The organism is Azospirillum sp. SYSU D00513 (assembly GCF_017356015.1).
In the GTDB taxonomy this organism is placed as follows: domain Bacteria; phylum Pseudomonadota; class Alphaproteobacteria; order Azospirillales; family Azospirillaceae; genus Azospirillum.
Map to the genome: position 1 here is coordinate 51,917 of NZ_JAFIQV010000017.1, position 24,812 is coordinate 76,728.

At 70.4% G+C, this 24,812-nt stretch carries 22 protein-coding genes; 11 read left to right on the forward strand and 11 right to left on the reverse strand.

All coding sequences use genetic code 11. The features are described from left to right. Window positions 1–107: 107 nt before the first annotated feature. The 4 genes from JUB11_RS14390 (at window position 108) to JUB11_RS14405 (ending at window position 3,977) form a co-directional block, all read left to right on the forward strand. Window positions 108–1,112, forward strand: a complete 1,005-nt coding sequence (locus JUB11_RS14390) for a zinc-binding alcohol dehydrogenase family protein (protein WP_207459247.1) — start codon at window positions 108–110, stop codon at window positions 1,110–1,112. A gap of 80 nt (window positions 1,113–1,192) precedes the next feature. Next, window positions 1,193–2,170, forward strand: a complete 978-nt coding sequence (locus tag JUB11_RS14395) for a C4-dicarboxylate TRAP transporter substrate-binding protein (protein ID WP_207459248.1) — start codon at window positions 1,193–1,195, stop codon at window positions 2,168–2,170. Between the two features lie 66 nt (window positions 2,171–2,236). Further along, entirely contained in the window at window positions 2,237–2,704 is a 468-nt protein-coding gene (locus JUB11_RS14400) for a TRAP transporter small permease (protein WP_207459249.1), read from the forward strand. A gap of 1 nt (window position 2,705) precedes the next feature. Next, window positions 2,706–3,977, forward strand: a complete 1,272-nt coding sequence (locus JUB11_RS14405; protein WP_207459250.1) for a TRAP transporter large permease — start codon at window positions 2,706–2,708, stop codon at window positions 3,975–3,977. Between the two features lie 82 nt (window positions 3,978–4,059). On the opposite strand, the gene JUB11_RS14410 is transcribed toward JUB11_RS14405, so the two are convergent. Continuing rightward, complete coding sequence (locus JUB11_RS14410) at window positions 4,060–5,304, reverse strand: MFS transporter (RefSeq protein ID WP_207459251.1); 1,245 nt, start codon at window positions 5,302–5,304, stop codon at window positions 4,060–4,062. 163 nt (window positions 5,305–5,467) lie between these two features. On the opposite strand from JUB11_RS14410, the gene JUB11_RS14415 reads away from it, so the two are divergent. Beyond that, window positions 5,468–6,481 (forward strand): C-terminal binding protein, encoded by a 1,014-nt coding sequence (locus tag JUB11_RS14415; protein WP_247887057.1) that lies wholly within the window; start codon window positions 5,468–5,470, stop codon window positions 6,479–6,481. Between the two features lie 45 nt (window positions 6,482–6,526). On the opposite strand, the gene JUB11_RS14420 is transcribed toward JUB11_RS14415, so the two are convergent. Beyond that, window positions 6,527–8,149 carry an ABC-F family ATP-binding cassette domain-containing protein gene (locus JUB11_RS14420; RefSeq protein WP_207459252.1) on the reverse strand — a complete coding sequence of 541 codons (1,623 nt, stop codon included), beginning with the start codon at window positions 8,147–8,149 and terminating at the stop codon, window positions 6,527–6,529. A gap of 129 nt (window positions 8,150–8,278) precedes the next feature. Continuing rightward, a complete protein-coding gene (locus JUB11_RS14425; RefSeq protein ID WP_207459253.1) occupies window positions 8,279–9,754 on the reverse strand; it encodes a PLP-dependent aminotransferase family protein in 1,476 nt (491 codons plus the stop codon). Between the two features lie 294 nt (window positions 9,755–10,048). Between JUB11_RS14425 and tauA the strand changes: the two genes are divergently transcribed. From tauA to JUB11_RS14455, 6 genes are all read left to right on the forward strand, one after another. Next, window positions 10,049–11,056, forward strand: coding sequence for a taurine ABC transporter substrate-binding protein (tauA, locus tag JUB11_RS14430; protein WP_207459254.1), 1,008 nt, complete (start codon window positions 10,049–10,051; stop codon window positions 11,054–11,056). 53 nt (window positions 11,057–11,109) lie between these two features. Continuing rightward, window positions 11,110–11,901, forward strand: coding sequence for a taurine ABC transporter ATP-binding subunit (tauB, locus tag JUB11_RS14435; protein ID WP_207459255.1), 792 nt, complete (start codon window positions 11,110–11,112; stop codon window positions 11,899–11,901). After that, window positions 11,898–12,767 (forward strand): ABC transporter permease subunit, encoded by an 870-nt coding sequence (locus JUB11_RS14440; RefSeq protein ID WP_207459256.1) that lies wholly within the window; start codon window positions 11,898–11,900, stop codon window positions 12,765–12,767. The genes tauB and JUB11_RS14440 overlap by 4 nt, the downstream gene beginning before the upstream one ends. 28 nt (window positions 12,768–12,795) lie before the next feature. Continuing rightward, window positions 12,796–13,548, forward strand: coding sequence for a sulfite exporter TauE/SafE family protein (locus JUB11_RS14445; protein WP_207459257.1), 753 nt, complete (start codon window positions 12,796–12,798; stop codon window positions 13,546–13,548). Between the two features lie 14 nt (window positions 13,549–13,562). Next, window positions 13,563–14,324, forward strand: coding sequence for an SDR family NAD(P)-dependent oxidoreductase (locus JUB11_RS14450; RefSeq protein WP_207459258.1), 762 nt, complete (start codon window positions 13,563–13,565; stop codon window positions 14,322–14,324). 80 nt (window positions 14,325–14,404) lie between these two features. Continuing rightward, the gene (locus JUB11_RS14455; protein ID WP_207459259.1) at window positions 14,405–15,802 is read left to right on the forward strand and encodes an aminotransferase class III-fold pyridoxal phosphate-dependent enzyme; all 1,398 of its coding nucleotides are present in this window, start codon (window positions 14,405–14,407) and stop codon (window positions 15,800–15,802) included. A gap of 113 nt (window positions 15,803–15,915) precedes the next feature. Here the strand turns inward: JUB11_RS14455 and JUB11_RS14460 are convergent, their stop codons facing one another. From JUB11_RS14460 to JUB11_RS14495, 8 genes are all read right to left on the reverse strand, one after another. Beyond that, window positions 15,916–16,950: an oligopeptide/dipeptide ABC transporter ATP-binding protein gene (locus JUB11_RS14460; protein ID WP_207459260.1), complete on the reverse strand. Its 1,035-nt coding sequence runs from the start codon at window positions 16,948–16,950 to the stop codon at window positions 15,916–15,918. Further along, entirely contained in the window at window positions 16,950–17,966 is a 1,017-nt protein-coding gene (locus JUB11_RS14465) for an ABC transporter ATP-binding protein (RefSeq protein WP_207459261.1), read from the reverse strand. The genes JUB11_RS14460 and JUB11_RS14465 overlap by 1 nt, the downstream gene beginning before the upstream one ends. An 11-nt stretch (window positions 17,967–17,977) precedes the next feature. Continuing rightward, entirely contained in the window at window positions 17,978–19,042 is a 1,065-nt protein-coding gene (locus tag JUB11_RS14470) for an alanine racemase (RefSeq protein WP_207459262.1), read from the reverse strand. Between the two features lie 89 nt (window positions 19,043–19,131). After that, window positions 19,132–19,518, reverse strand: a complete 387-nt coding sequence (locus JUB11_RS14475; protein ID WP_207459263.1) for a Rid family detoxifying hydrolase — start codon at window positions 19,516–19,518, stop codon at window positions 19,132–19,134. A 54-nt stretch (window positions 19,519–19,572) separates the two neighbouring features. Then, window positions 19,573–21,204 (reverse strand): D-aminoacylase, encoded by a 1,632-nt coding sequence (locus JUB11_RS14480; protein WP_247887058.1) that lies wholly within the window; start codon window positions 21,202–21,204, stop codon window positions 19,573–19,575. Then, complete coding sequence (locus JUB11_RS14485) at window positions 21,204–22,112, reverse strand: ABC transporter permease (RefSeq protein ID WP_207459264.1); 909 nt, start codon at window positions 22,110–22,112, stop codon at window positions 21,204–21,206. The genes JUB11_RS14480 and JUB11_RS14485 overlap by 1 nt, the downstream gene beginning before the upstream one ends. 14 nt (window positions 22,113–22,126) lie before the next feature. After that, window positions 22,127–23,068: an ABC transporter permease gene (locus JUB11_RS14490; protein ID WP_207459265.1), complete on the reverse strand. Its 942-nt coding sequence runs from the start codon at window positions 23,066–23,068 to the stop codon at window positions 22,127–22,129. Between the two features lie 135 nt (window positions 23,069–23,203). Next, entirely contained in the window at window positions 23,204–24,754 is a 1,551-nt protein-coding gene (locus JUB11_RS14495; protein WP_207459266.1) for an ABC transporter substrate-binding protein, read from the reverse strand. Window positions 24,755–24,812: the final 58 nt, after the last annotated feature.

Sequence of the window (24,812 nt, forward strand, 5' to 3'; positions counted from 1 at the left end):
TCATCGCGCCGTCCCAACCGGCCCCCGAAGCCCGAGCCCCGTCCAGATGCCCGGCGCGCCCCCGCACGCGCGCCCGGCGAGCAGAGTGAGATCCGATGAAAGCCTTGATGATCGAAAGCGAAGGCCGTTGCCGCATGCATGATGTGGCGGAGCCGCAGGCCGGGCCGGGCGAGGTGCTCGTCACCGTGCGCCACATCGGCATGTGCGGCAGCGACCTGAACACCTTCAAGGGGCTGAACCCGCTGGTGACGCTGCCGCGCATCCCCGGCCATGAGATCGGCGGCGAGATCGCCGCGGTCGGGCCGGACGTGCCGGCGGAATACGCGGTCGGCAAGCGCGTCATCGTCGTGCCCTACACCAGCTGCGGCCATTGCACCTCCTGCCGCCGGGGCCGGGTCAACGCCTGCAAGACCAACCGCACGCTGGGCGTGCAGCAGAACGGCGGGCTGGCGGAGCGGATCGCCCTGCCCCACGGCAAGCTGATCCTGAACGACACGCTGGCGCCGCGCCATCTGGCGCTGGTGGAGCCGCTGTCGGTCGGCTTCCACGCCGTTGCGCGCGGCCGGGTGACGGAGCAGGACCGGGTGGTCGTCATCGGCTGCGGCATGATCGGCATGGGTGCGGTGGCCGGCGCCGTCGCGCGCGGGGCCGAGGTCATCGCGGTGGACGTCAGCCGGGCCAAGACCGAGATGGCGCTGAAATACGGCGCCCGCCACGCGATCGACGCCTCGGCGGAGAACGTGCAGGAGCGGGTCGAGGCGCTGACCGGCGGCGACGGCGCCGACGTGGTGATCGAGGCGGTCGGTCTGCCGGCGACCTTCACCCAGTCCATCGACCTCGCCTGCTTCTCCGGCCGCGTGGTCTATGTCGGCTACGCCAAGGAACAGGTCTCCTACAAGACCCAGCTCTTCAACCTGAAGGAGCTGGACATCATGGGGTCGCGCAACGCCACGGCCGAGGATTTCCGCAGCGTCATCCAATATCTGGAGACGCTGGAGCACGCCCCCGACGACCTGATCTCCAAGGTCTTCCCCTTCTCGGAGGCCGACCAGGCCCTGCCCTACTGGGATTCCGAGCGGGCGAGCACGATCAAGGTGCTGATCGAGGTCTGAAGCTCAACCGCCCGGCGGGCCGCGGCGCCGAAAACGCGTCACGCCCGCCGGCCGAAACAACGACAGCAAGCGGAGACATCATGAAGAGCATTCTGGCGGGCGTCGCCGCCCTGTGCCTGGCCGTCACCGGCGCCGCCGGCATGGCCGAAGCCAAGCCCGTGACCATCAAGGTCGCCTACGAGAACAACCCCGGCGAGCCGCTCGACAAGGTCATGCGCCACTGGGCCGAGCAGGTGAAGGAGCAGAGCAAGGGCGAGATCACCTTCGACCTCTATCCCAGCTCGCAGCTCGGCTCCAAGCAGGACGTGATGGAGCAGGCGATGATGGGCATGAACGTCATCACGCTCAGCGACGTCGCCTTCCTCGCCGATTACGAGCCGGACCTCGGCATCCTCTTCGGACCCTACCTGACCGAGGATCCGCAGAAGCTCTTCAAGATCTACGAGAGCGACTGGTTCAAGCAGAAGAACGAATCGCTGAAGGAGAAGGGCGTCCACATCGTGATGTCCAACTACCTGTACGGCGTGCGCCACATCCTGTCCAAGAAGCCGATCAACACGCCGGCGGACATGAAGGGCATGAAGGTCCGCGTGCCGAACAACGTCATGCAGATCAAGACCATCCAGGCGCTGGGCGGCACGCCGACGCCGATGCCGCTGGGCGAGGTCTATCCGGCCCTGACCCAGGGCGTCATCGACGCGGTGGAGAACCCGATCTCGGTGCTCTACGGCCAGAAGCTGCACGAGCAGGCCAAGTACCTGAACCTCGTCGGCTACCTGACCAACACCTCCGTCTGGGTCGGCGGCGAGGCCTTCTTCGCCAGCCTGCCCAAGGAGCAGGTGGACCTGATCCACAAGACCGGCTACGAGGCCGGCCTCTACAGCCAGAAGCTCGCCGCCGAGCAGGACGCCGAGATGATCGAGGCCATGAAGAAGGCCGGCGTCGAGGTCGTGACCCCGGAACTCGGGCCGTTCCGCGAGGCGGCCAAGGCCGTCTACACGCAGTTCCCCGAATGGTCGCCGAACCTGTACCAGCAGGTCCAGGGCATGCTGAAGTAAGAAACCGCCGGAAGGGCGGGCGCTGCCTTCGGGCGGCGCCCGCCCTTTCCGCTTCCGGAGCCTTCGATGAAACTCATCGGAACCATCGCGAGCGTCGCCGCAGCCGGCACGCTCCTCCTTCTGGTCGCCCTGTTCTGCGCCGCCGTGGTCATGCGCTACGTCTTCGAAACCCCGATCCAGTGGACGGAGGAGATGTCGGGTTTCCTGATGATCTGGATCGTCATGATCGGCGCCGTGGTGGCCGAGCGCGACGACCAGCATCTGACCATCCCGCTTCTGACCGAGGCGCTGCCGAACCGCATCGCGGCCGGCGTCAACCTCGTGACCTCGCTGCTGTCCGTCGGGCTCCTGATGGCGCTGGCCTGGTACGGCTACAGCCTCGCCATGAAGGCGCAGTTCAAGTTCACGCAGATCCTGAAGATCTCCTGGACCTGGATCGACCTCGCCGTGCCGCTGGGCGCCGTGGGCATCGCTCTGTTCACGCTCGCGCGCTGCATCGGCTACGCGCGCACCGCCGCGAAGGGAAACGCCTGACATGAGCTGGGTCGTCATCGTTCCCCTGATGCTGCTGCTGTTCGTGCTGAACATGCGCCTCTACCTGGCCATGTTCGCCGGCATACTGGCCTATTTCCTGTTCTTCAACGCGGTGCCGCTGGAAATCGCGGTGCAGCGGCTGATCGGGCCGACGCAGAACGCCTCGCTGCTCGCCATTCCCTTCTTCATCCTGCTCGGCACGCTGATGGGCCACACGGGCATCGCCCAGCGCATGCTGCGCGTGGCCGACCTGCTGGTGGGCAAGTTCACGGGCGGCATGGGGCTGGCGAACATCACGCTGAGCACGCTGATGGGCGGCGTCAGCGCCTCGAACCTCGCCGACGCGGCGATGCTCACCCGCATGATGGTGCCGGAGATGGAGCGGCAGGGCTACAACCGCGCCTTCGCCGCGGGCGTCACCGCCGCCGGCTCCCTGGTCACGCCGATCATCCCGCCGGGCATCGCGCTGATCATCTACGGGCTGGTCGCGGACGTCTCCATCGGCAGCATGTTCATGGCAGGCATCATCCCCGGCCTGCTCTGCTCGGCCCTGCTGATGGTTGCGGTCTATGTCGTGTCGAAGCGGCGCGGATACCGGCCGAACCGCACAGAATGGCCGAGCGGCGGCGAGATCGGCCGCACGCTGCTGGGCGCCTGGCCGGCGCTGTTCCTGGTGGTGGCGATCATCGGCGGCATCCGCGCCAACATCTTCACCCCGACCGAGGCCGGTGCGGTCGCCGTGCTGCTGGTGCTGCTGATCGGCTTCGTCGTCTACCGCGAGCTGAAGCTGCGGGACGTCGGCGGCGCGCTGCTGGAGACGGCGAAGTCCACCGCCTCGGTGATGCTGGTGATCATGGCCAGCTCCGCGCTCGCCTGGATCTTCTCGCTGGAGCATGCCGGCGATTCGCTGGCGGCGATGATCACCTCCTTCACGACGAACAAGTACGTCTTCCTGACGGTCGTCAACGTCGTGCTGCTGGTGCTCGGCCTGTTCATCGAGGGCACGGCCATCCTGATCGTGCTGGTGCCGCTGCTGAAGCCGGTGGTCCTCCAGCTCGGGATCGACCCCGTGCATTTCGGCATCGTGATGATCCTGAACCTGTCGCTCGGCACCCTGACGCCGCCGGTCGGCACGGTGATGCTGCTGGTGTGCAACCTGGCGAAGGTGCGCGTCGGCGAGTTCATCAGCCAGAGCGCTCCGCTGCTGGCCGCCCTGTTCCTGGCCCTTCTGCTGGTCACCTACGTGCCGCTGCTGTCGCTGGCCCTGGTCTGAGCCGCACGTCCGGCCCGGCCTTCAAGCCCCCGCTTCCGGCTGGCCGCCGGGGGCGGGGGCTTTTTCATGCCGCCTTTCCGGGTCAGCGCCGCGGCTCTGCGGTCGCGCGGACCTGGAGGGGGCGGCCGGCGAGGATGCCGAAGAAGCCGGCGACGACCGCCACGACCGCGAAGAGCACCGCCGAGGCGTGCCAGTCGCCGCTCCAGCCGTGCAGGACGCCGACGGCGAAGGGACCGGCCGAGGCCAACGTGTAGCCGACGCTCTGCGCCATGCCCGACAGGTGGGAGGCGATGCGGCTGTCGGGGGAGCGCAGGACGATCAGCGTCAGGGCAACGGCGAAGGCGCCGCCCTGCCCGATGCCGAGGATCACCGCCCACAGCCAGATGCTCCACATCGGCGCATAGAGGCAGCCGATCATGCCGACGAGGCTGCACCCCAGCGTGACGGCGCCGGCAAGGCTCTGGCTCGGCGTGCGGGTCGCCAGCAGCGGGGCGGCCAGCGCCGCCGCGACCTGCACCATGACGGAGACCGACACGACCAGCCCGGCCATGGCGGGGTCGAGCCCGCGGTCGCGCAGCATCGGCGCCATCCAGCCCAGCACGATGTAGGCGAGCGCCGATTGCAGCCCCATGAACAGCGTGATCTGCCAAGCCAGCCGGTCGGTCCACAGCCCCCGCACCACAAGTCCGTCCGGCCCGCCGGCGCGCGTGCGCCCGCGCAGCTGCGGCAGCCAGGCCAGCGCCGCGAGCGCGGCCGGCAGGCACCAGAAGGCCAGGGCAGTCGTCCATTGCCCGAAGCCGTGCTCCAACGGCACGGTCAGCCCGGCCGCGGCCGCCGCACCGGCGCAGAGCGCCATGGTGTAGACGCCCATCATCAGGCTGGCGCGCTGCGGGAAGTCGCGCTTCACCAGGGCAGGCAGCAGCACGCCGATGATGCCGATCCCCGCCCCCGCGATGGTCGCCCCGGCGAACAGTGCCGGGAAGGTACCGACCCCGCGCAGGGCGACGCCCGCCCCCAGCATCAGCAGCACGAAGAAGATCGTCCGCTCCACGCCGAAGCGCTGCGCCAGACGCGGCGCGATCACCCCGAACAGGCCGAGGCAGAGCACGGGCGAGGTGGTCAGCAGACCGGCCTGCCCGGCCGACATGCCGGTGTCGCGCACCACGTCGCCCAGCACCGGCGCCAGGCTCGACAGGGCCGGCCGCAGGTTCAGCGCCACCATCACGAGGCTGGCGGCGGCGAGCAGCGGGTGGCGCAGGATCATGCCTTCGGCGGTGCTGGCGGCGGTGCTGGCGGCGGGATCGCGGGTCGCGCTGGTGACGCTCATGGACGGCCTGACGGATGCGGAAGGATGGCCGCACAACCGATCATCCGGCGCACCGACGGTCAAGTCTCGCCCGCGCAAGGCTGCCCTGTTCTTGGGCAGATACAGCCGGCCGCCCGCCGGGTTATAACGGAGATGGAACGAAGTCCGGAAAAGGGGAGCCCTCATGGCGGGTGGCGAGGCGAAGCGGCGCTGGATTGTCGGCGTGACCGACCACATGATGGGGCCGCCCGCGCTGGAGGCGGAGGTGCTGCGGGACGTCGCCGACATCGACTTTTTCGACACCCGCAAGGAGGAGGAGCTGGACCCGGAACGGCTGGCGCGGCTGGACGCGCTGCTGGTCTGGGCGACGCCGCTGACCCGCCGCAGCATCCCGCACCTGGCGCGCTGCCGGGGTGTCGTTCGGTTCGGCGTCGGCTACGACAAGATCGACGTCGCCGCCCTGACGGAGGCCGGCATTCCCTTCGCCAACAACCCCGATTACGGGACGGAGGAAGTCGCCGACCACGCGCTGGCACTGATCCTGTCGCTCCAGCGCCGGCTGTGGGAGCATGATTCGCGCGCCCGCACCTACACGACGAGCTGGCAGAACAACACGCTGACCCCACTGCTGCGCGGGTCGGAGGCGACGGTGGGCGTCGTGGGCGTGGGGCGGATCGGCACCGCCGTGGTGAACCGGCTGAAGTCCTTCGGCTACCGCATCCTGGGCTACGACCCCCACCAGCCGCCGGGCCACGAGAAGGCGGTCGGCTACCGGCGCGTGCGGCGGCTGGACGAGCTGCTGGCGGAGTCCGACATCGTGACCTTCCACTGCCCGGCCAACGCCGAGACGCGCGGCCTGCTCGACGCCGAGCGGCTGGCCCGCTTCAAGCCGGGCGCCATCCTCGTCAACACCGCGCGCGGCGAGCTGCTGGCCGGCTACGACGCGCTGGAGGCGGCACTGCGCTCCGGCCACATCGCCGCCGCCGGGCTCGACGTGCTGCCGACCGAGCCGCCCCGCCCGCACCCGCTGCTGGACGCCTGGCGCACCCGCGAGGAGTGGCTCGCCGGCCGCCTCGTCATCACGCCGCACAACGCCTTCCACTCCGACGCCGCCGGGGTGGAGATGCGCCGCAACGCCGCCGAAACGGTGCGGCTACTTCTTGAGGACGGCGTGCTGCGGAACCGCATCCCGGAGTAGGCGGGCCGGCCGGGATCCCGGCCGCCTTCCCGGTTCAGCCCCGGATCAGCTGTGCAGTCCGGGTGCTTCCTGCCCGGTGCGCGCCACATACTCCGTGTAGCCGCCGCCATACTGGTGGATGCCGTCCTGCGTCAGCTCCAGCACCCGGTTGGACAGGGCGGCCAGGAAATGCCGGTCGTGCGACACGAACAGCATGGTGCCCTCGTAGGACGCCAGCGCGTTGATCAGCATCTCCTTGGTGTCGAGGTCCAGATGGTTGGTCGGCTCGTCCAGCACCAGGAAGTTCGGCGGGTTGAAGAGCATGGTCGCCATAACGAGCCGGGCCTTCTCCCCGCCGGACAGGACGCGGCATTTCTTCTCCACGTCGTCGCCGGAGAAGCCGAAACAGCCGGCGAGCGCCCGGAGCGATCCCTGGCTCGCCTGCGGGAAGGACCCTTCCAGGGACTCGAACACCGTCTTGTCGCCGTCGAGCAGCTCCATCGCGTGCTGGGAGAAGTACCCCATCTTCACGCTGCCGCCGACATTGACGGTCCCGGCGTCCGGTTCAGTCGTGCCGGCCACCAGCTTCAACAGCGTCGACTTGCCGGCGCCGTTCACGCCCATGACGCACCAGCGCTCCTTGCGGCGGATGGTGAGGTCGAGCCCCTGGTAGATGGTCCGGCTGCCGTAGCCCTTGTGCACGTTCTTCAGGACCGCGACGTCGTCGCCCGAACGCGGCGCCGGCGGGAAGTCGAAGGTCACGACCTGCCGGCGCTTGGGCGGCTCGACGCGCTCGATCTTGTCGAGCTTCTTCACCCGGCTCTGGACCTGGCTGGCGTGCGAGGCGCGGGCCTTGAAGCGCTCGATGAACTTCAGCTCCTTGGCCAGCATGGCCTGCTGCCGTTCGAATTGGGCCTGCTGCTGCTTCTCGTTCAGCGCCCGTTGCTGCTCGTAGAAGCCGTAATCGCCGGAGTAGCTGTTCAGCGAGCCGCCGTCGATCTCGATGATCTTCGTGACGATTCGGTTCATGAACTCGCGGTCGTGCGAGGTCATCAGCAGAGCGCCCTCGTAGCCCTTCAGGAAGCCTTCCAGCCAGATCAGGCTTTCGAGATCCAGGTGGTTGCTCGGCTCGTCGAGGAGCATGGCGTCGGGCCGCATGAGCAGTATGCGGCCGAGCGCAACGCGCATCTTCCAGCCGCCCGACAGGGCGCCGACGTCCGCGTCCATCATTTCCTGACTGAAGCTGAGCCCGGCGAGCACTTCCCGCGCCCGCCCCTCAAGCTCGTAGCCGCCCAACTCCTCGAAGCGCGCCTGCACCTCGCCGTAGCGCTCGACGATCGCGTCCATCTCGTCGGCGCGGTCGGGATCGCACATGGCCGCCTCGAGGGTCGCCATCTCCGCCGCTACTTCACTGACCGGCCCGGCCCCGTCCATCACTTCCGCGACGGCGCTGCGGCCGGACATCTCGCCGACGTCCTGATTGAAATAGCCGATCGTGACCTGCTTCTCGACCGACACCTGTCCGGTGTCCGGCAACTCCTCGCCCGTGATCATCCGGAACAGCGTCGTCTTGCCGGCGCCGTTGGGACCGACAAGACCGACCTTCTCGCCCCTGTTCAGCGCCGCCGAGGTTTCCAGGAAAAGGATGCGGTGGCCGTTGTGCTTGCTGATATTTTCGAAACGAATCATCTGAGGCTGGGTTCCGGTGGCGAAGTCGGCCCCTTATGCCACAGAACGCGCGGCGCGATGGAGTCCTGATCGACGCGGGGGCGAAAAGGCCGGGCGCCGCATGGCCCGCGCGGCGAAGGAGAGCCGCCGTCACGCCGCCACCAGGGCCGCCAGGCGGCGCAACCCCGGCTCGATCCGGTGCGTGGCGATCGAGGTGAATCCGAGACGGAAGTGACGCCGGCCCTCGGCGGGGTCGAGGAAGAAGATGTCGCCGGCCTCGATTAGCACGCCATGCTCGCGGGCGGCACGGACTAGATCGCGGCTGTTCAGGCCGGCCGGGCCTTCGATCCAGAAGCTCTTCGCCCCGAAATCGCGCCGGAACCGGCAGCTCGGCAGCAGCTCGGGGAGCAGCTCCGCGATCCGCTCGGCCCGCTCCTGCAGGACCTTGGCCGTGCGGCGCAGATGCTGGCGGTAATGGCCGAGCTGGATAAAGGTCGCGATGCTGCGCTGGTTGTTGGTCGGCGGGTGGCGCAGAAGCAGGCGCCGCAGGACGCGCAACTCGTCGATCACCGGCTTGGGCGCCACGACGTAGCCGATGCGCAGGCCCGGCGCCAGGATCTTGGAGAAGCTGCCCGTGTAGATCACGCAATCCGCCCGGTCGAGGCTCTTCAGGCAGGGCAGATCGGCGTCGCCCTCCACCGACAGGTCGGATTCATAGTCGTCCTCGACCAGAACGACGCCGTGGCGGGACGCGGCCTCCAGCAGCTCGCGCCGCCGCCCGACCGGCATGACGGCCGTTGTCGGGCATTGATGGCCCACCGTCACGAAGGCGACCCGCCGGCTGGCGAACATCCCGTCGGGCACGACGCCGTAGCGGTCGCACGTCAGCGCCCGCATGTCCGCGGTCGCCATGCCGACCATGTAGCGCACGTCGGGATAGCCGGGGTTCTCGATGCCGACCGGCGTGTCGCGGCCGACCAGAAGCTGGACCAGCATCGACAGGGCGTGCTGCGAACCGAGGGTGATGATGATCTCCCCCGGACCGGCGAAGATGCCGCGCCGGGGCAGCACCTTGTGGCGCAGCTGGTCCAGCAGGTCGGGATCGTCGTCGTCGATCATGTCGCGCGCCCAGCGGGTGATCTCCTGCACGCTGGAGGCGGCCTTCACGCTCTCCCGCCACGGGTTGGTCGGGAACAGGCTGGGGTCGAACTGCCCGAACAGGAAGGGATAGGGATAGTCCATCCAGTCGCGCGGCTTGGTGATCTGGGGCATCCGGGACGGCCGGATGGCGAAGCGCGCCGCCCAGCTCTCCGCCGCCGCCTCGGCCGCTTGCCCGGGCCCCCGTCCGGTCGCCGGCCGGTCCCTGGACGAGGCGACGAAGCAGCCGCTGCGCTCGCGCGCGACGAGGAGACCGTCGTCGATCAGCCCCTGATAGGCCGCGTTGACCGTGTTGCGCGAGATGCCCAGCGCCTCGGCGAGGCCGCGGCTGGACGGCACCCGCATGTCGGGCGCCAGCGTCCCGGTCTCGATGGCCTGCGCGATGATGCCCTGGATGCGGGACCCGAGCCCCTGATGGTCACGCTCCATCCCGCCGAAAAGAAGCCGCCAAGCGGTGTCGATCTGCATGGTGCCCAACCGTCCTTCTTCCTCGGCCCTGCTTTCTCGGCCGTCCCGACCGGGCATGCGCGAAGCAAGAAGGATGCCGGCCGGCGGAGGGCCGGACCCAGACCGGCGGGGCGGCGGCGGTGAGCGGAAGGCGGGCGCCTGCCCAAACAGGCGGCGGCTGGCGCCCGAAGCGGCAGCGGACCGGGCGCCGGACCAGTCACATCCTCAAACCGGAGGGATCTGGACCTTTCGGCGGGAGGGCCGCCGGTTCCTAATGGCCGCATCGGAACGATCGGCCTCGACGGAGATCCCGCCATGATGTTCAGCAAGACCCTGCTCGCCACCGCCTTCGTCGCTTTCGGCGCGCTGGTCGGGGCGTCCGCCCCGGCCGTGGCCGCGGAGAAGACCGTCACCTTCGCCTACCAGGACATGATGACCCCCATCCGCGTGCTGATGGAGAGCGGGGAGCTGGAAAAGAAGACCGGCTACACGGTGAAATGGGTCAAGTTCGGCGGAGGCGGCGATGTGATCCGCGCCATGTCGTCGGGCAACGTCGATGTGGGCGAGGCCGGCTCCTCCCCCATCGCCGCGGCGGCGTCCCAGGGGCTTCCGATCACCCTGTTCTGGATCCTCGACGACATCGCCAACGCCGAACAGTTGGTCGCCCGCAACGGCAGCGGCATCACCTCCATCGCCGACCTGAAGGGCAAGACGGTCGCGGTACCCTTCGTCTCGACCGCCCATTATCAGCTGATGTACGCGCTGCAGGAGGCCGGGCTGTCGGGCAAGGACGTCAAGCTGATGAACATGCGCCCGCCGGAGATCGCCGCGGCCTGGGAGCGCGGCGACATCGACGCCACCTTCATCTGGGCGCCGGTGCTGACCGCCGCGAAGAAGAACGGGACCGTCATCGCCAGCGCCGGGGACTTCGCGAAGAAGGGCAAGGCGACCTTCGACGGCATCGTCGCGACCAAGGCCTTCATGACGGCCAACCCCGACTTCATGACCACGTTCGTGAAGCTGCTGGCCGCCGCCGACGCCGATTACGCCAAGACCGGCGGTTCCTGGGCCGCGACCTCGCCGCAGGTGGCGGCGATCGCCAAATGGACCGGCGCCGCCCCGGCCGACGTGCCGGCCGGTCTGGCCGCCTACCGCTTCCCGACCCTGGAGGAGCAGGCGTCGAAGGATTGGCTGGGCGGCGGTGCCGCCGAGGCGCTGAAATCGACCGCCGAGTTCCTGAAGAGCCAGGGCCGCGTCACCGAACTGGCGCCCGATTACGGCCTGTTCGTGACCGCGGACGTCGTCAAGGCGGCCGCCAAGTAACGGCGGGGGCCTTCCGTCCCCGGTCCATCCCCCCTCACGTCAGGAAGTCCCGCATGCTCGAAGTCCGCAATGTCAGCGTCCAGTATGGCGGCGGCGAAAGCGGCACCGTCGCGCTGTCCTGGATCAACCTGACCATCGAACCGGGGGAATTCGTCGTCGCGCTCGGCGCCTCGGGCTGCGGCAAGACGACCCTGCTGTCCTGCATCGCCGGCTTCCTGCCGGCGACGGACGGGGAGATCCTGCTGGAGGGCAAGCCCGTCACGGGGCCGGGGGCCGACCGGGGCGTGGTGTTCCAGCGCCACGCCCTGATGCCCTGGCTGAACGTGGCGGACAACGTCGCCTTCGGGCTGCGGATGCAGGGGATGGGCAAGGCCGAACGGACGCAGCGCGCCCGCAACATGCTGGAACTGGTCGGGCTCGCCGCCTTCGCCGACAAAAAGATCTACGAGCTGTCGGGCGGCATGCAGCAGCGCGTCGGCATCGCCCGCGCGCTGGCCGCCGACCCGCGCATGCTGCTGATGGACGAACCGCTGGGCGCGCTCGACGCCTTCACCCGCGAACAGATCCAGGAACTGATCCTGCGGGTGTGGGCCGAGACGCGGAAGATGGCCTTCTTCATCACCCACGAGGTGGAGGAGGCGATCTTTCTCGCCACCAAGCTGATCATCATGACCCCGCGGCCCGGCCGGATCGCGCAGACGATCCCGCTGGACTTCAGCCGGCGCTTCCTGGCCGGGCAGGACGCACGGTCCGTCAAATCCTCCCCCGACTTCATCGCCATGCGCGAACGGGTCCTCAGCTTCATCCATGACCGCAACGACGCCGCCACCGGAGAAGCCGCATGAAACCGACCGCCACGGAACAGCCGAAACCCACCGACGGCCTCGGCGGCGTGCCGGCCGGGCTGGTGCCGCTCCGCCGGACGCGCAGGGCGATGCAGGGCTTCCGGCCGCAGCCGGCGCTGATCAGCGTGGTGACCATACTCGCGGCCATCGCGCTGTGGGCGGCGCTGACCGGCCAGGGAGTCGTGAAGCCGCTGTTCCTGCCCAGGATCGGAACGGTGTTCCAGGCGTTCCTCGACGCGGTGGACGGGCGGATCGACGGCGCCCCGCTGATCGAGCACGTCACCATGAGCCTTCTGCGCGTCGTCGGCGCCTTCGCGCTGGCCGCGCTGGTCGGCATCCCGGTCGGGCTCGCCACCGGCCTCAGCCCCGGCCTGCGGGCGGCGCTGGATCCCTTCATCGAGTTCTACCGGCCGCTGCCGCCGCTGGCCTATCTGCCGCTGGTCATCATCTGGTTCGGCATCGGCGAGACGTCGAAGGTCCTGCTGATCTTCTTCGCCTGCTTCGCGCCCGTGGCGCTGGCCGCCCGGGCCGGCGTGTCGGCGGCGACCGCCGATCAGGTCAACGCGGCCCGCGCGCTGGGGGCCAGCCGCTGGCAGGTGGTGGCGCATGTGGTGCTGCCCGCGGCCCTGCCCGACATTCTCGTCGGCCTCAGGATCGGCATGGGGGTGGGCTGGACGACGCTGGTCGCCGCCGAGATGGTCGCCGCCTCCACCGGCATTGGCCAGATGGTGCTCAACGCCTCCAACTTCCTGCGCACCGACATCGTGCTGATGGGGATCTTCGTGATCGGCTTCTTCGCCGCCCTGTTCGAATTCGGCATGCGCTGGCTGGAACGCCGCCTGGTGCCCTGGAAGGGCAAGGTCTGAGACCGCCGTCCGGAAGGGTCCGCGTCCGATGTCCATGGTCCTCTTCGGGGGCGTGACCTTCCTCGCCGCCGCCTTCCGCGGGGTGACGGGTTTCGGCTACGCCCTGATCGCGGCGCTGGGGCTGCTGTTCCTGCCTTCGCCGGCGGCCGGCGTCCCGTTCATCCTCGTCAGCGACCTGCTGCTCACCGGCTTCCTTCTGCTGGACCGCGAGCAGGGGGCGGTGGACTGGGCGGTGGCGCGGCTTCTGCTGGGGATGGGCTTCGCGGGCGCCCTGTGCGGCAGCCTCTTGGCCGCGAGCCTCGACGCCGAAACCTCCCGGGCGCTCGTCGCCGTCACCGTCTTCGGGGCGGCTTGCGTCGCCCTGGTACGGGAGCCGCCGCCCTGGCTGCGGCACCGGAGCATCGGGGCGGGCATCGCCTTCGTCGTCGGCGTCCTGCTGGCCGCCTTCGCGGTCGGGGGTCCCCTGATCGCCGCGTGGCTGCTGGCCGGCGGCCGGGACCGCCGGACCATCAAGGGCACGCTGGCCGTGTTCTTCGGCGCGGTCGATGCGCTGAGCCTGGCCGGCCGTGGCCTGGTGGGTGCCATCGATCCCGCCGTCCTCGGCCTGCTGGCCGCCTACACGGCCCCCACCCTGGCCGGCTTCGCCGCCGGCCGCCTGCTGGCCGCGCGCCTGAGCGCCGACTCCTGGCGGCGGGTGGCGTCCGGGGGGCTGGTCGCCGTCGCGGCGGCGAGCCTCGCACAGGCCGCCTTCACGCTCGGCCACAGTTTCAACCCATCATGAGAAAAGGCGAAACCATGCCGAAAACGGCCATCGTCACCGGCGCCACCTCGGGCTTCGGCGATGCCATCGCGCGGCGGCTGGTCGAGGAGGGCTGGCGCGTCGTCGCCACCGGCCGGCGCCGCGACCGGCTCGACGCGCTGGTCGACGCGCTGGGCGGCCCGGCGGCCGTCCACCCGCTCTGCTTCGACATCCGCGACGAGACCGCGACGCGCGCGGCGCTTCAGTCCTTGCCGGAGGGGTTCCGGGACGTCTCGGTCCTGGTCAACAACGCAGGCCTGGCGCTCGGCACCGGGCCGGCGCAGGACTGCGATCCCGACCAGTGGCGGACGATGATCGACACCAACGTCACGGGGCTGGTGACGATCACGCGGCTGCTGCTGGACCGGCTGATCGCACAGCGCGGGCTGATCGTCAATCTCGCCTCCATCGCGTCCAACTGGCCCTATCCGGGCGGCAACGTCTATGCCGGCACCAAGGCCTTCGTGAAGCAGTTCTCGCTCGGCCTGCGCTGCGACCTGTCGGCGCAGGGCGTGCGCGTCACCTCCATCGAGCCCGGCCTGTCGGAAAGCGAGTTCACGATGGTGCGCACCGGCGGCGACAAGGCGGCCTACGACGCGCTCTACGCCGGCGCCAACCCGCTGCAGCCGGAGGACATCGCCGAAACGGTGCGCTGGGTCGTGTCGCTGCCGCCGCACGTCAACGTCAACAGCCTGGAAATCATGCCGGTCAGCCAGTCCTGGTCGCCGTTCCGGATCCACCGCGACGGGCCGGGCTGAGACGCGTCCCGCCGCGCCGCGATCCCCCGCCATTCCCGTACCGCCATTCCCGTACCGCCATTCCTATTGGGAGAAGACCGATGGATGAGATCCTTCGGACCGACGTTTCTCGCGCCAACGACATTCGCCGGGTCATCGAGGCCGACCGCGCCCATGTCTGGCATCATCTGACCCAGCACAAGGGGTTCGAGACCAGCGATCCCCGCATCTTCGTCGAAGGCAAGGGCATGCGGCTGTGGGACGCCACCGGGCGCGAGTATCTCGACGGCGTGTCGGGAGGCGTCTGGACGGTCAATGTCGGCTATGGCCGGACCAGCATCGCCGACGCGGTGCGCGACCAGCTCGTGAAGCTGAACTATTTCGCCAATTCCGCCGGGTCGATCGCCGGCGCGCGCTTCGCCGAGAAGCTGATCGGCAAGATGCCGGGCATGAGCCGCGTCTACTACGCCAACTCCGGATCCGAGGCGAACGAGAAGGTGTTCAAGATGGTGCGCCAGATCGCGCACCGGCACCATGGTGGGCGCAAGCACAAGATCCTCTACCGCGAGCGCGACTATCACGGCACGACGCTCGGCACCCTGGCCGCGGCCGGGCAGGCGCAGCGGCGCGCGCAGTTCGGCCCCTTCCCCGACGGCTTCGTGGAGGTGCCGCATTGCCTGGAATACCGCGGCCAGTACGGCGCGGTGGAGAATTACGGCGAGCTGGCCGCCGACGCGATCGAGGCCGTCATCCTGCGCGAGGGGCCGGACACCGTCGGCGCCCTCTGCCTGGAGCCGATCACCGCCGGCGGCGGCGTCATCACCCCGCCCAAGGGATACTGGGAGCGGGTGCAGGACATCTGCCGCCGCCACGAGGTGCTGCTGCACATCGACGAGGTGGTGTGCGGCGTCGGGCGCACCGGCGCGTGGTTCGGCTACCAGCATTACGGCGTGCAGCCCGACTTCGTCACCATGGCGAAGGGCGTGGCGTCGGGCTACGCCGCGATCTCCTGCACCGCCACGACGGAACGGATCTTCGAGCTGTTCAAGGACGATCCGGCCGACCCGCTGTCCTTCTTCCGCGACATCTCGACCTTCGGCGGCTGCGTCGCCGGCCCGGCGGCCGCGCTGGAAAACATGCGCATCATCGAGGAGGAGGATCTCCTCGCCAACACCCGCGCGATGGGCGAGCGGCTGATGTCCGGCCTGTGGGGGCTGGCGGAGCGCCATCGCGCCGTCGGCGACGTGCGCGGCAAGGGGCTGTTCTGCGGCGTGGAGCTGGTGCAGGACCGCGCCGGCAAGGAGCCCGCCGACGAAAGGCTGGTGCAGGCGGTCGTCGCCGACTGCATGGCGAACGGCGTCATCATCGGCGCGACCAACCGCTCGCTGCCCGGGCTGAACAACACCCTGTGCCTCAGCCCCGCGCTGATCGCCACCGCCGCCGACATCGACCGCATCGTCGCGGCGATCGACGGCGCGCTGTCGCGCGTCTTCCACTGACATCGGCGCCGGTTCTCCCGTCGCGCGCGGGCGGATCGCGGCGGGACTCCAGCACGGAACAGGGGAAAGGCGGCGGCTTGCCGCCTTCCCCCCTGTTCCGGCCGGTGTTCCGGTCAGCTCGCCGCGATGTCGTCGCGGATGCAGGACACAAAATGGCCGGGCGCCACCTCGCGCATCGCCCGCGCGGCCGGCTCGGCGCAGGCCGGCAGGGCGAAGGGGCAACGGGTGCGGAAGACGCAGCCGGACGGCGGGTTCGCCGGGCTCGGCAGGTCGCCTTCCAGCAGGATGCGGCGGCGCGGCGCGTCGGGGTCGGGGGTCGGCGCGGCCGACAGCAGCGCCAGCGTGTAGGGGTGGCGCGGCCGTTCGTAGAGCGCCTCGCTCGGCGCCAGCTCCATCAGCCGGCCGAGATACATGACCGCCACGCGGTCGCTGATGTAGCGCACCACGGCGAGGTCGTGGGCGATGAACAGCACCGCCAGCCCCAGCTCCCGCTGGAGGTCGCGCAGCAGGTTCACCACCTGGGCCTGGACCGACACGTCCAGGGCCGAGACCGGCTCGTCCGCGACGATGAAGTCCGGCTCGACCGCCAGCGCGCGGGCGATGCCGATGCGCTGGCGCTGCCCGCCGGAGAATTCGTGCGGGAAGCGGTCCATGGCGTCCGCCGTCAGCCCGACCTTCTCCAGCAGCGCCGCCGTGCGGTCGCGGCGGTCGCGCGCCGTGCCGATGCCGTGGACCACGAAGGCCTCGCCGATGACGTCGCGCACCCGCTGGCGCGGGTCGAGGCTGGCGTAGGGGTCCTGGAAGATGATCTGCATGCGCCGGCGCTGGGCGCGCAGCCGCGCCTTGGGCAGGCCGGTGATCTCCTCCCCGTCGAAGCGGACGGAGCCGCCGGTCGGCTCGATCAGCCGCAGGATGCTGCGGCCCGCCGTGCTCTTGCCCGAGCCGGACTCGCCGACCAGCCCCAGCACCTCGCCGCGCCGCAGGTCGAAGGATAGATCGTCCACCGCCTTGACCCAGCCCACGGGCCGCTGGAGCAGCCCGCCGAGGATGGGGAAATGCTTGGACAGCCCGCGCACCCGCAGCAGCGGTTCGGACGCGGCGCTCTCGGGACGCGCCGGCGCGTCGGTCAGAGTGTCAGTGTGCGCCATCAGATGTCCCTCCAGCGGCGGCAGCGGACGGTGTGGTCGGGTCCGGCCGTCTCCAGCACGGGCTCGGCGGCGGTGCAGGCCGGTTCGGCGTAAGCGCAGCGCGGCGCGAAGGTGCAGCCCGGCGGCCGCGCCACGGGGCTCGGCACGTTGCCCGGAATGGCGGTGAGCCGCCCTTCCCCGCCCTGCCCCTGGCCACCCCGGCCCTGCCCGAGATGCGGCATGCAGGCGAGCAGGCCGCGCGTGTAGGGGTGCCTCGGCGTCCGGAAGAGGGAGCGGACGTCGCCCTCCTCCACCACCCGGCCGGCGTACATCACGGCGACGCGTTGCGCGACCTCGGCGACGACGCCGAGATTGTGGGTGATGAAGAGGATGGATGTCCCCGTCTCCGCCTGGAGCCGGCGCATGAGGTCGAGGATCTGCGCTTGGATGGTGACGTCGAGCGCCGTGGTCGGCTCGTCCGCGATCAGCAGGGTCGGCCGGCAGGCCAGCGCCATGGCGATCATCACGCGCTGCCGCATGCCGCCGGACATCTGGTGCGGATACTCGTCCGCCCGCCGTTCCGGCGCCGGGATGCCGACGGTCCTCAACATCCCGATGGCCTCCTCCCGCGCGGCGCGGCGGTCGAGCCCGCGGTGGCGCCGCAGCGCCTCGCCGATCTGCTCGCCCACGCTGAAGACGGGGTTGAGCGAGGTCATCGGCTCCTGGAAGATCATGCCGATCTCGTTGCCGCGGATGGAGCGCATGGCGCGCTCCGGCTCGCGCGCGAGGTCGCGGACGGCGCCGTCGCGGCCCCGGAACAGGATCTCGCCGCCCGCGATGCGGCCGGGCGGGCTCTGTATCAGCCGCATCACCGACAGGCTGGTGACCGACTTGCCGCTGCCGGATTCCCCGACCACGGCCAAGGTCTCGTTGCGGCGGACCCGGAAGGAGACGCCGTCCACCGCCCTGGACAGGCCGCGGTCGGTCGCGAAGTGGGTCTGGAGGTTGCGGATGTCGAGCGTGACGTCGGCGTCCATGGCGGCCCCGCTCAGCGCGTGCAGCCGCGCGCGGCGACCGGCCAGTGGCCGACCAGCTCGCCGCCCGCCGCCACCGCCATGCGGTCGTGCAGGTTGCTGACCACGCAGACATGGTTGGGCAGGACGCGGACGCGCTCCCCGATCTCCGGGCGGGCGGCGCAGCGCGACAGGTCCACCACCGCGTGCTCCTCGTTCAGGCGCGTGATCACCGCGTCCGGATAGTCGAGGATGAGGCCGAACCCGTCGCCGACCGACGGGGCGACGCGGTCGCTCGACAGGGTCTTGGACCCGCTGTCGAGGATGGCGCGGTCGGGCGTGGGACGGCTGACCACGGTGGCGAGCACATGCACCGCGCATTCGTCGAGCGTCGCCACCCCGGCCCCGACGGTCGCGCGGTCATGGTAGACGTAGGTGCCGACGCGCAGTTCCGTCACGCCGGGCAGCGTGTGGGTCTCCCAGCAGCCGGGCGTGCCGCCAACCGAGACGGTCTGCACGGGAATGCCGGCGCGCTCCAGCAGGCCGCGCGCCTCGGCGACGAAGGGCACCGTGCGGGGGCCGCGCGGATAGGTCATCAGGCCACGGAAGGTCAGGCCGCTGTTCGCGGCCTCGGCGGCGCGGCGCGCCAGTTCCAGCGCCTCGTCCGGCGTCTGCACGCCGCAGCGCCCGTCGCCGCTGTCGAATTCCGCGAGGATGCCGATCTCCACCCCGGCGGCGCGCGCGGCGGCCGCCACCGTGTCGAGCGACACCGCGTTGTCCAGCGACACGGTCAGCCGCGTCATGCGCGCCAGCTCGGCCAGCGGCTCGACCTTCGCAGCACCCACGACGGGATATGTGAGGAGGATGTCGGCGCAGCCCGCCTCGGCCATCACGCGTGCTTCCGTGATCTTCTGGCAGGTGATGCCGACCGCGCCCAGCTCGATCTGGCGGAGCGCGAAGCGGGGGATCTTGTGGATCTTGATGTGCGGGCGCAGCGCCAACCCATGCCGGTCGCAGTAGGCCTGCATCTTGGCCATGTTGTGCTCGACCCGGTCGAGGTCGATGATGGGAACGGGTGTGTCGAGATCGTCGACGCGCATGGCGCTGCTCCGTGACGGGAAATCGGGGGTGGACGCGCCCGGCGGCCAGGGATGGTTCCGGGCCGGGCGCATCCGCGTTGGAGACGGGATCAGGCGGCGGAGGGAAGCACCGCGACGCAGTCGATCTCCACCTGGATAGCGTTCAGCGCGCAGCCGATGGTGGTGCGGGCCGGCGGGGCGGAGGGGAAGAACTCCTTGTAGATCTCGTTGTATTCCTTGAAGCGCCCGAGATCGGAGAGGTAGCTGTTGACCTTGACCACATGGGCGAGGTCGGTGCCGGCGGCCTTCAGGATGATCTCGAGGTTGCGCAGGGTCTGGCGCACCTCGCCCGCGAAGTCGGCGGGAAGCTCCCCGGTCTCCGGGTGGTGCGGGCCCTGGCCCGACACGTAGACGAAACCGTTGGCAACGATGGCGTGGCTGTACTGGCCGGCCGGCTTGGCGCCCTGCTCGGCGAAGATCGTCTTGCGAACGGTCATGGTTCCTCTCGAATGAAGGTCGATGGCGGGCTTCCCGGGGGACGCCCGCCGGGGTCAGGCGCGCGTCAGGGTCTTGCCGGGCCGCGCGCCCGTGTGTTCGCCGCCGCGCAGGACGAAGGTCCCGGCGACGAGAACGTCGGTGATGCCGTGGGGCGGCAGGGTCGGTTCCGTGAAGGTCGCCCGGTCGCGCACCTCAGGCGTGAAGAGGGTGAGGTCGGCGGCCATGCCCGGGCGCAGCAGCCCGCGGTCGGCCAGACCGAAGCGCTGCGCCGGCACGGCGGTCATGTGGCGCACGGCTTCCTCCAGCCGCAATCCCCCCTCGCCCGCGATGGCGCGGGCGAGATAACGGGGGAAGCTGCCGAAGGCGCGGGGGTGCGGCTTGCCCGTCTCGCGCGGCAGCCCGTCCGACCCCAGCATGTGCAGCGGGTGGGAGAGGGCCGTGTCGAGGTCGGCCGGGGAGAGCTGGAACATCACGATGTTCGTGCGCCCTCGGTCGGCCGCGACGAGCCAGGCGAGCGTGTCGAAATAGGCTTCCCCTCGCGCCTCGGCGATCTCGGCCAAGGACAGCCCTTCCAGCTTGCGGAGATTCGGCGCGTCGGTGCCGCCGACCCGCACGTTCTCCCAGCCGATCAGCCGGATCTTGGACTCCCAGCCGGGGTCGGCGGGCGCCTCGCCCTCCCCCACCGCCCGGCGCAGGGCATGGCGACCGTCCGGATCGGCCAGGACGCCGAGCAGCGCCTCCACCCCGCCGTTCAGGGCCGAGGGCGGCAGGAGCTGGAGGATGGTGCTCGACCCCGCCGGATAGGGATACATGTCGAAGCTGACGTCGATCCCGCCCCGGCGCGCGGTCTCCAGCCGGTCGATGGCGCGCGGCAGGCTGCCCCAGTAGGGCCGCCCGGCCGCCTGGAGGTGCGACAGCAGGCCGCTCGCCCCGCCGGCCTCCAGAAGACCGAGGAACTCCTCGACCGAGGCGACCAGCCCGCCCTCGTAGGAGCGGACATGGGCGGCGAGCAGCGCGCCGTGTTCGGCCACGACCTCAGCCAGCCGGACCAGCTCGGCCCGGTCGGCCCAGGCGCTCGGCGGGTAGACGAGGCCGAGCGACAGGCCGTGGGCGCCCTGGCGGAGCTGCTCGGCCAGCAGGGCGGCCATCGCCTCGCGCTCCTGCGGGGTGGCGGCGCGCTTCTGCCAGCCCATGACGGCGAGGCGCAAGGCCGCGTGCCCGACCAGCGAGACCAGGTTGATGGCGATGCCCCTCCCGTCCAGCGCCGCGCGGTAGGATCGGAAATCGGCGAAGCTCTCCTCCTCCCGCACGGCTCCCAGCAGGTTGCCGAAATGCTCGCGCAGATGCGGGGCGCTCTCCGGCCGCTGCGGGTAGAGCCCGAAGGAGCAGTTGCCGACCACTACGCTGGTGACGCCCTGCGCCACCTTCTCCGGCCGGCCGGGTTGGCGCAGGTAGATCAGGTCGTCGTGCGCGTGGGCGTCGATGAAGCCGGGGGCGAGGTAGCGGTCACCGGCTTCCAGCAGCAGGGCATCCGCGGGCGCGGCGTCGAGCCGGGCGGAGACGGCGGCGATCCGCCCGTCCTCGACCAGCAGGTCGCCCCGGTACCAGGGAGCGCCGGTGCCGTCGATGATGCGGGCGCCGCGGATCAGGGTGCGGGGGTGGGGCATGGCCTTGCCGTCCGGCATCAGGTCACCTTCTGGAGCCGGGGGTCGAGCGCGTCGCGCAGCCCGTCGCCGACGATCTGGAGGGCGAGCACGGTCAACACGATGGCGAGGCCGGGGAACAGCACCAGCCAGTCCGCCTGCCGGAAATACTGCTGGGCGCCGGCGATCATGTTGCCCCAGGTCGGGGTGGTCGGCGGCACGCCGACGCCGAGGAAGGACAGCGCCGCCTCCGTCAGGATGGCGGAGGCGAAGATGAAGGTCGCCTGCACGACGATCGGCGACAGCAGGTTCGGCAGGATGTGCAGGAAGACGATGCGCGGGGTCGAGCAGCCGAGCGCCGTCGCCGCCTCCACATAGGGCATCTCCCGCACGACCAGGGAGGCGGCGCGCACCACGCGGGCGACGCGCGGCGTGTAGACGATGCCGAGCGCCAGCACCACGTTGTAGAGCGAGGGGCCGAGCGCCGCCATGAAGGCGATCGCCAGCAGGATGTCGGGGAAGGCCATCAGCGCGTCGGTCAGCCGCATCAGCGCGCCGTCCAGCGCCCGGAGATAGCCGGCGGCGAGGCCCAGCAGCGTGCCGAGCAGTGCCGCCACCGCGACCACCAGCACGCCGACCAGCAGCGAGAGCCGCGCCCCCTGCATGACCCGCGACAGCACGTCGCGCCCGAACTCGTCCGTGCCGAACCAGTGGGCGGCGGTCGGCGGCTTCAGCCGGCCGATGATGTCCATCTTCATGGGGTTGTAGGGCATGATCCAGGGCGCCAGCGCCGCCACCGCCAGGATGGCGGCGAGCAGGACGAGCGCCACGACGACCAGCGGGCGGCGCAGCAGCTGGCGCAGCAGCAGGGCCATCGGCGACCGGCTTCCGCCCTTCGGCGGGGCGGCCGGGGCGGGAACGGCGGTGGCGCCGGCCGGGAGGCTTGCCATGGCGGACCCCTTTCTCAGTAGCGGACCCGCGGATCGACCACCGCGTAGAGCAGGTCGACCGACAGGTTGATGAGGACGTAGATGCCGGAGACGACCAGCAGCGCCCCCTGGATCACCGGATAGTCGCGGCGCTGCACGGCCGACACGATCAGGTTGCCGACGCCCGGCAGGCCGAACACCGTCTCCGTCACGATGGCGCCCGCGATCATCACCGCGGCGGTCAGTCCGATGACGGTGAGGATCGGGATCATGGCGTTGCGCAGGGCGTGCTTCAGCACGACCGTGGCCGGGGTCAGCCCCTTGGCCCGCGCCGTGCGGACATAATCGTCGCCGAGCACGTCGAGCATGCTGGTGCGGGTGAAGCGCAGGATGAGCGCGGAGTTCGGGATGCCCAGCGCGATGGCCGGCAGGACCAGATGGCGCAGCCGCTCGGCGAAGCCCGCGTCCGGCGGGCCGTAGCCGGAGACGGGGAACCAGGGCAGGTCCACCGCCAGATACTTGATCAGCGTCAGCCCGATCCAGAAGCTCGGCACGCTGGCCGCCAGCATGGCGAGTGCCACCGCACCCTGGTCGATCCAGCGCCCGCGCATCGCCGCGGACAGGATGCCGACCGGCACGCCGATCAGCACGGCGATGGAGACCGACATCAGCGTCAGGAGTGCCGTCAGCTCCGCCCGCTCCGCCAGTGCCTGGGCGACGGGGCGGTTGAGGAAGATGGAATCGCCGAGGTCGAAGGTCGCGATCTGCCCCAGATAGAGCAGGAACTGGGTGGCCAGCGGCTGGTCGAGGCCGAGCCGGACGCGCAGGGCGGCGACGTCCTCCGGCGTGGCGGCGGATCCCAGCATGACGGCGGCCGGGTCGCCCGGAACGACGCGGGCGATCACGAAGACCACCGCCGCGACGATGAGCATGACCAGCAGCATCCCGGCAAGCCGGCGTGCGATGTAGACGAACATGGTCCAGGCCCGTGGTGCGAGGTGCGTGGCGTGGGGTCGGCGATGCCGGAGGGCGCGGCCGGTCCCCGCCCGCCGCCCCGGCCCGGTCGGGGCGGAGAGGCGGCGGAAGGGAGCCGGAGCGGAGGCCCGCGGCCGTCAGTCGGCCAGTTCGGTGTTCCAGAAGAAGGGCCAGGGCGTCGGGGTGTAGCCCTTCAGCCGGCCGCTGGAAGCCGCGAGGTTGTAGAAGTCGCCGATCTTGACCGTCGGCACCTCGGCGTAGAAGCGCTTCTGCAGCTCGACCCACTTCGCCTTGCGGGCGTTCGGTTCCATCTCCCCGTTGAAGGCGGCGAGTGCGGCGCGCTTCTCGGGGCTGTCCCACCAGCCGGGGTAGCTGGGGTTCAGGAAGGTGATGAGGGACGGCTCCGGAACGAAGGTGTGGTAGGTGAAGAAGGCGTCCCAGCCCTTCTCGTCCCCGCGCCGCTGGAGCAGCGTCGCCCAGTCGAGGACCTGGAGGTCCACGGTGAAGCCGGCCTGCTGGAGGTTGGCCTGGGCGACCAAGCTCATCTTGTAGAGGAAGTCGTACTGTGTGGAGGTCATGATGCGCACTGGCTCGCCCTTGTAGCCGGCGGCCTTCAGCCGGTCGGCGGCGACGGCCGGGTCGTTCTCCGTGTAGGGCTTGGCGCTCGCCGCGTCGTGGTAGGGCGTGCCGGGGCCGTAGATCGAGCCTTCCGGCGCGAAGAAGGCCGGATCGCCGAAGGCGGCGAGCATCATGTCGTTCGGCGTCAGCGCCGCCAGCACCGCCCGGCGCAGCGCCGTGTTGGCGAGCACGCCGGTCTTGGTGTTCATGATCATCAGCGGGAAGCCGTAGGGCTTCACCACCACCGGCGTGACGCCGGGCGCGTCCTTGATGCGGCCGAGCATTTCCGCCGGCAGGCTGTCGGCGAACTGGAACTGGCCGGCCAGCATGCCTTCCACGCGGGTGGTCGCGTTGGGCACGGGCACGAAGCGCACCTCGCCGATCTTGGCCGCGCGGGCGCCGCCGTAGCCGCTGGCCGGCCCCGCCGGGGAGGCGTAGCCGTCGAAGCGGACCAGCCGGATGTACTGGTCGGGCTTGTGCTCCAGCAGGCGGTAGGGGCCGGTGCCGGCCAGCGCCTTCAGCGGGCCGGATGCGTCGATGTTGGCCTTCGGCACGACCACGGCGGCGCCGTTGTTCATCGCCAGCAGCGCCGTCAGGGGCGCGAAGGGCTCCTTCAGCGTGATGACGACGGTCGAGGCGTCCTTGGCCCGGATCGACTCGATCAGCGGGGCGGTGGTCTTGCCGCGCGGCGACAGGCGGGTCCAGCGCTCCAGCGAGGCGACCACGTCCTCGGCCGTGACGTTGCCGCCGCCATGGAAGGCGACGCCGGAGCGCAGCGGGATCGTGTAGGTCCGTCCGTCCGCCGAGGTCTCCGGCAGGGCGGCCGCGACCAGCGGCGTCAGGTTCCAGTCCTTGTCGAAGGTGAACAGCGTCTCGAAGACGTGCTGCGTGATGATGCTGACGAGGTCGGAGGTCACGCCGACCGGGTCGAGCGTGGGCGGCTCCCCGATGGTGGCGACGGTCACGACGGAGGCCGGCGTCTGCGCCGCCGCGGGCGCGCCGGAGATGGCCGCGGCGCCGAACAACATGGCGCCGACGGCGGATGCGAAAAGGCTTCTGAACGGTGTCATCGCGCTCCCCTTTCCAGTGCTGCCCACCCCGGAGGCTCATGCCGGGCCGGCAGCGCGT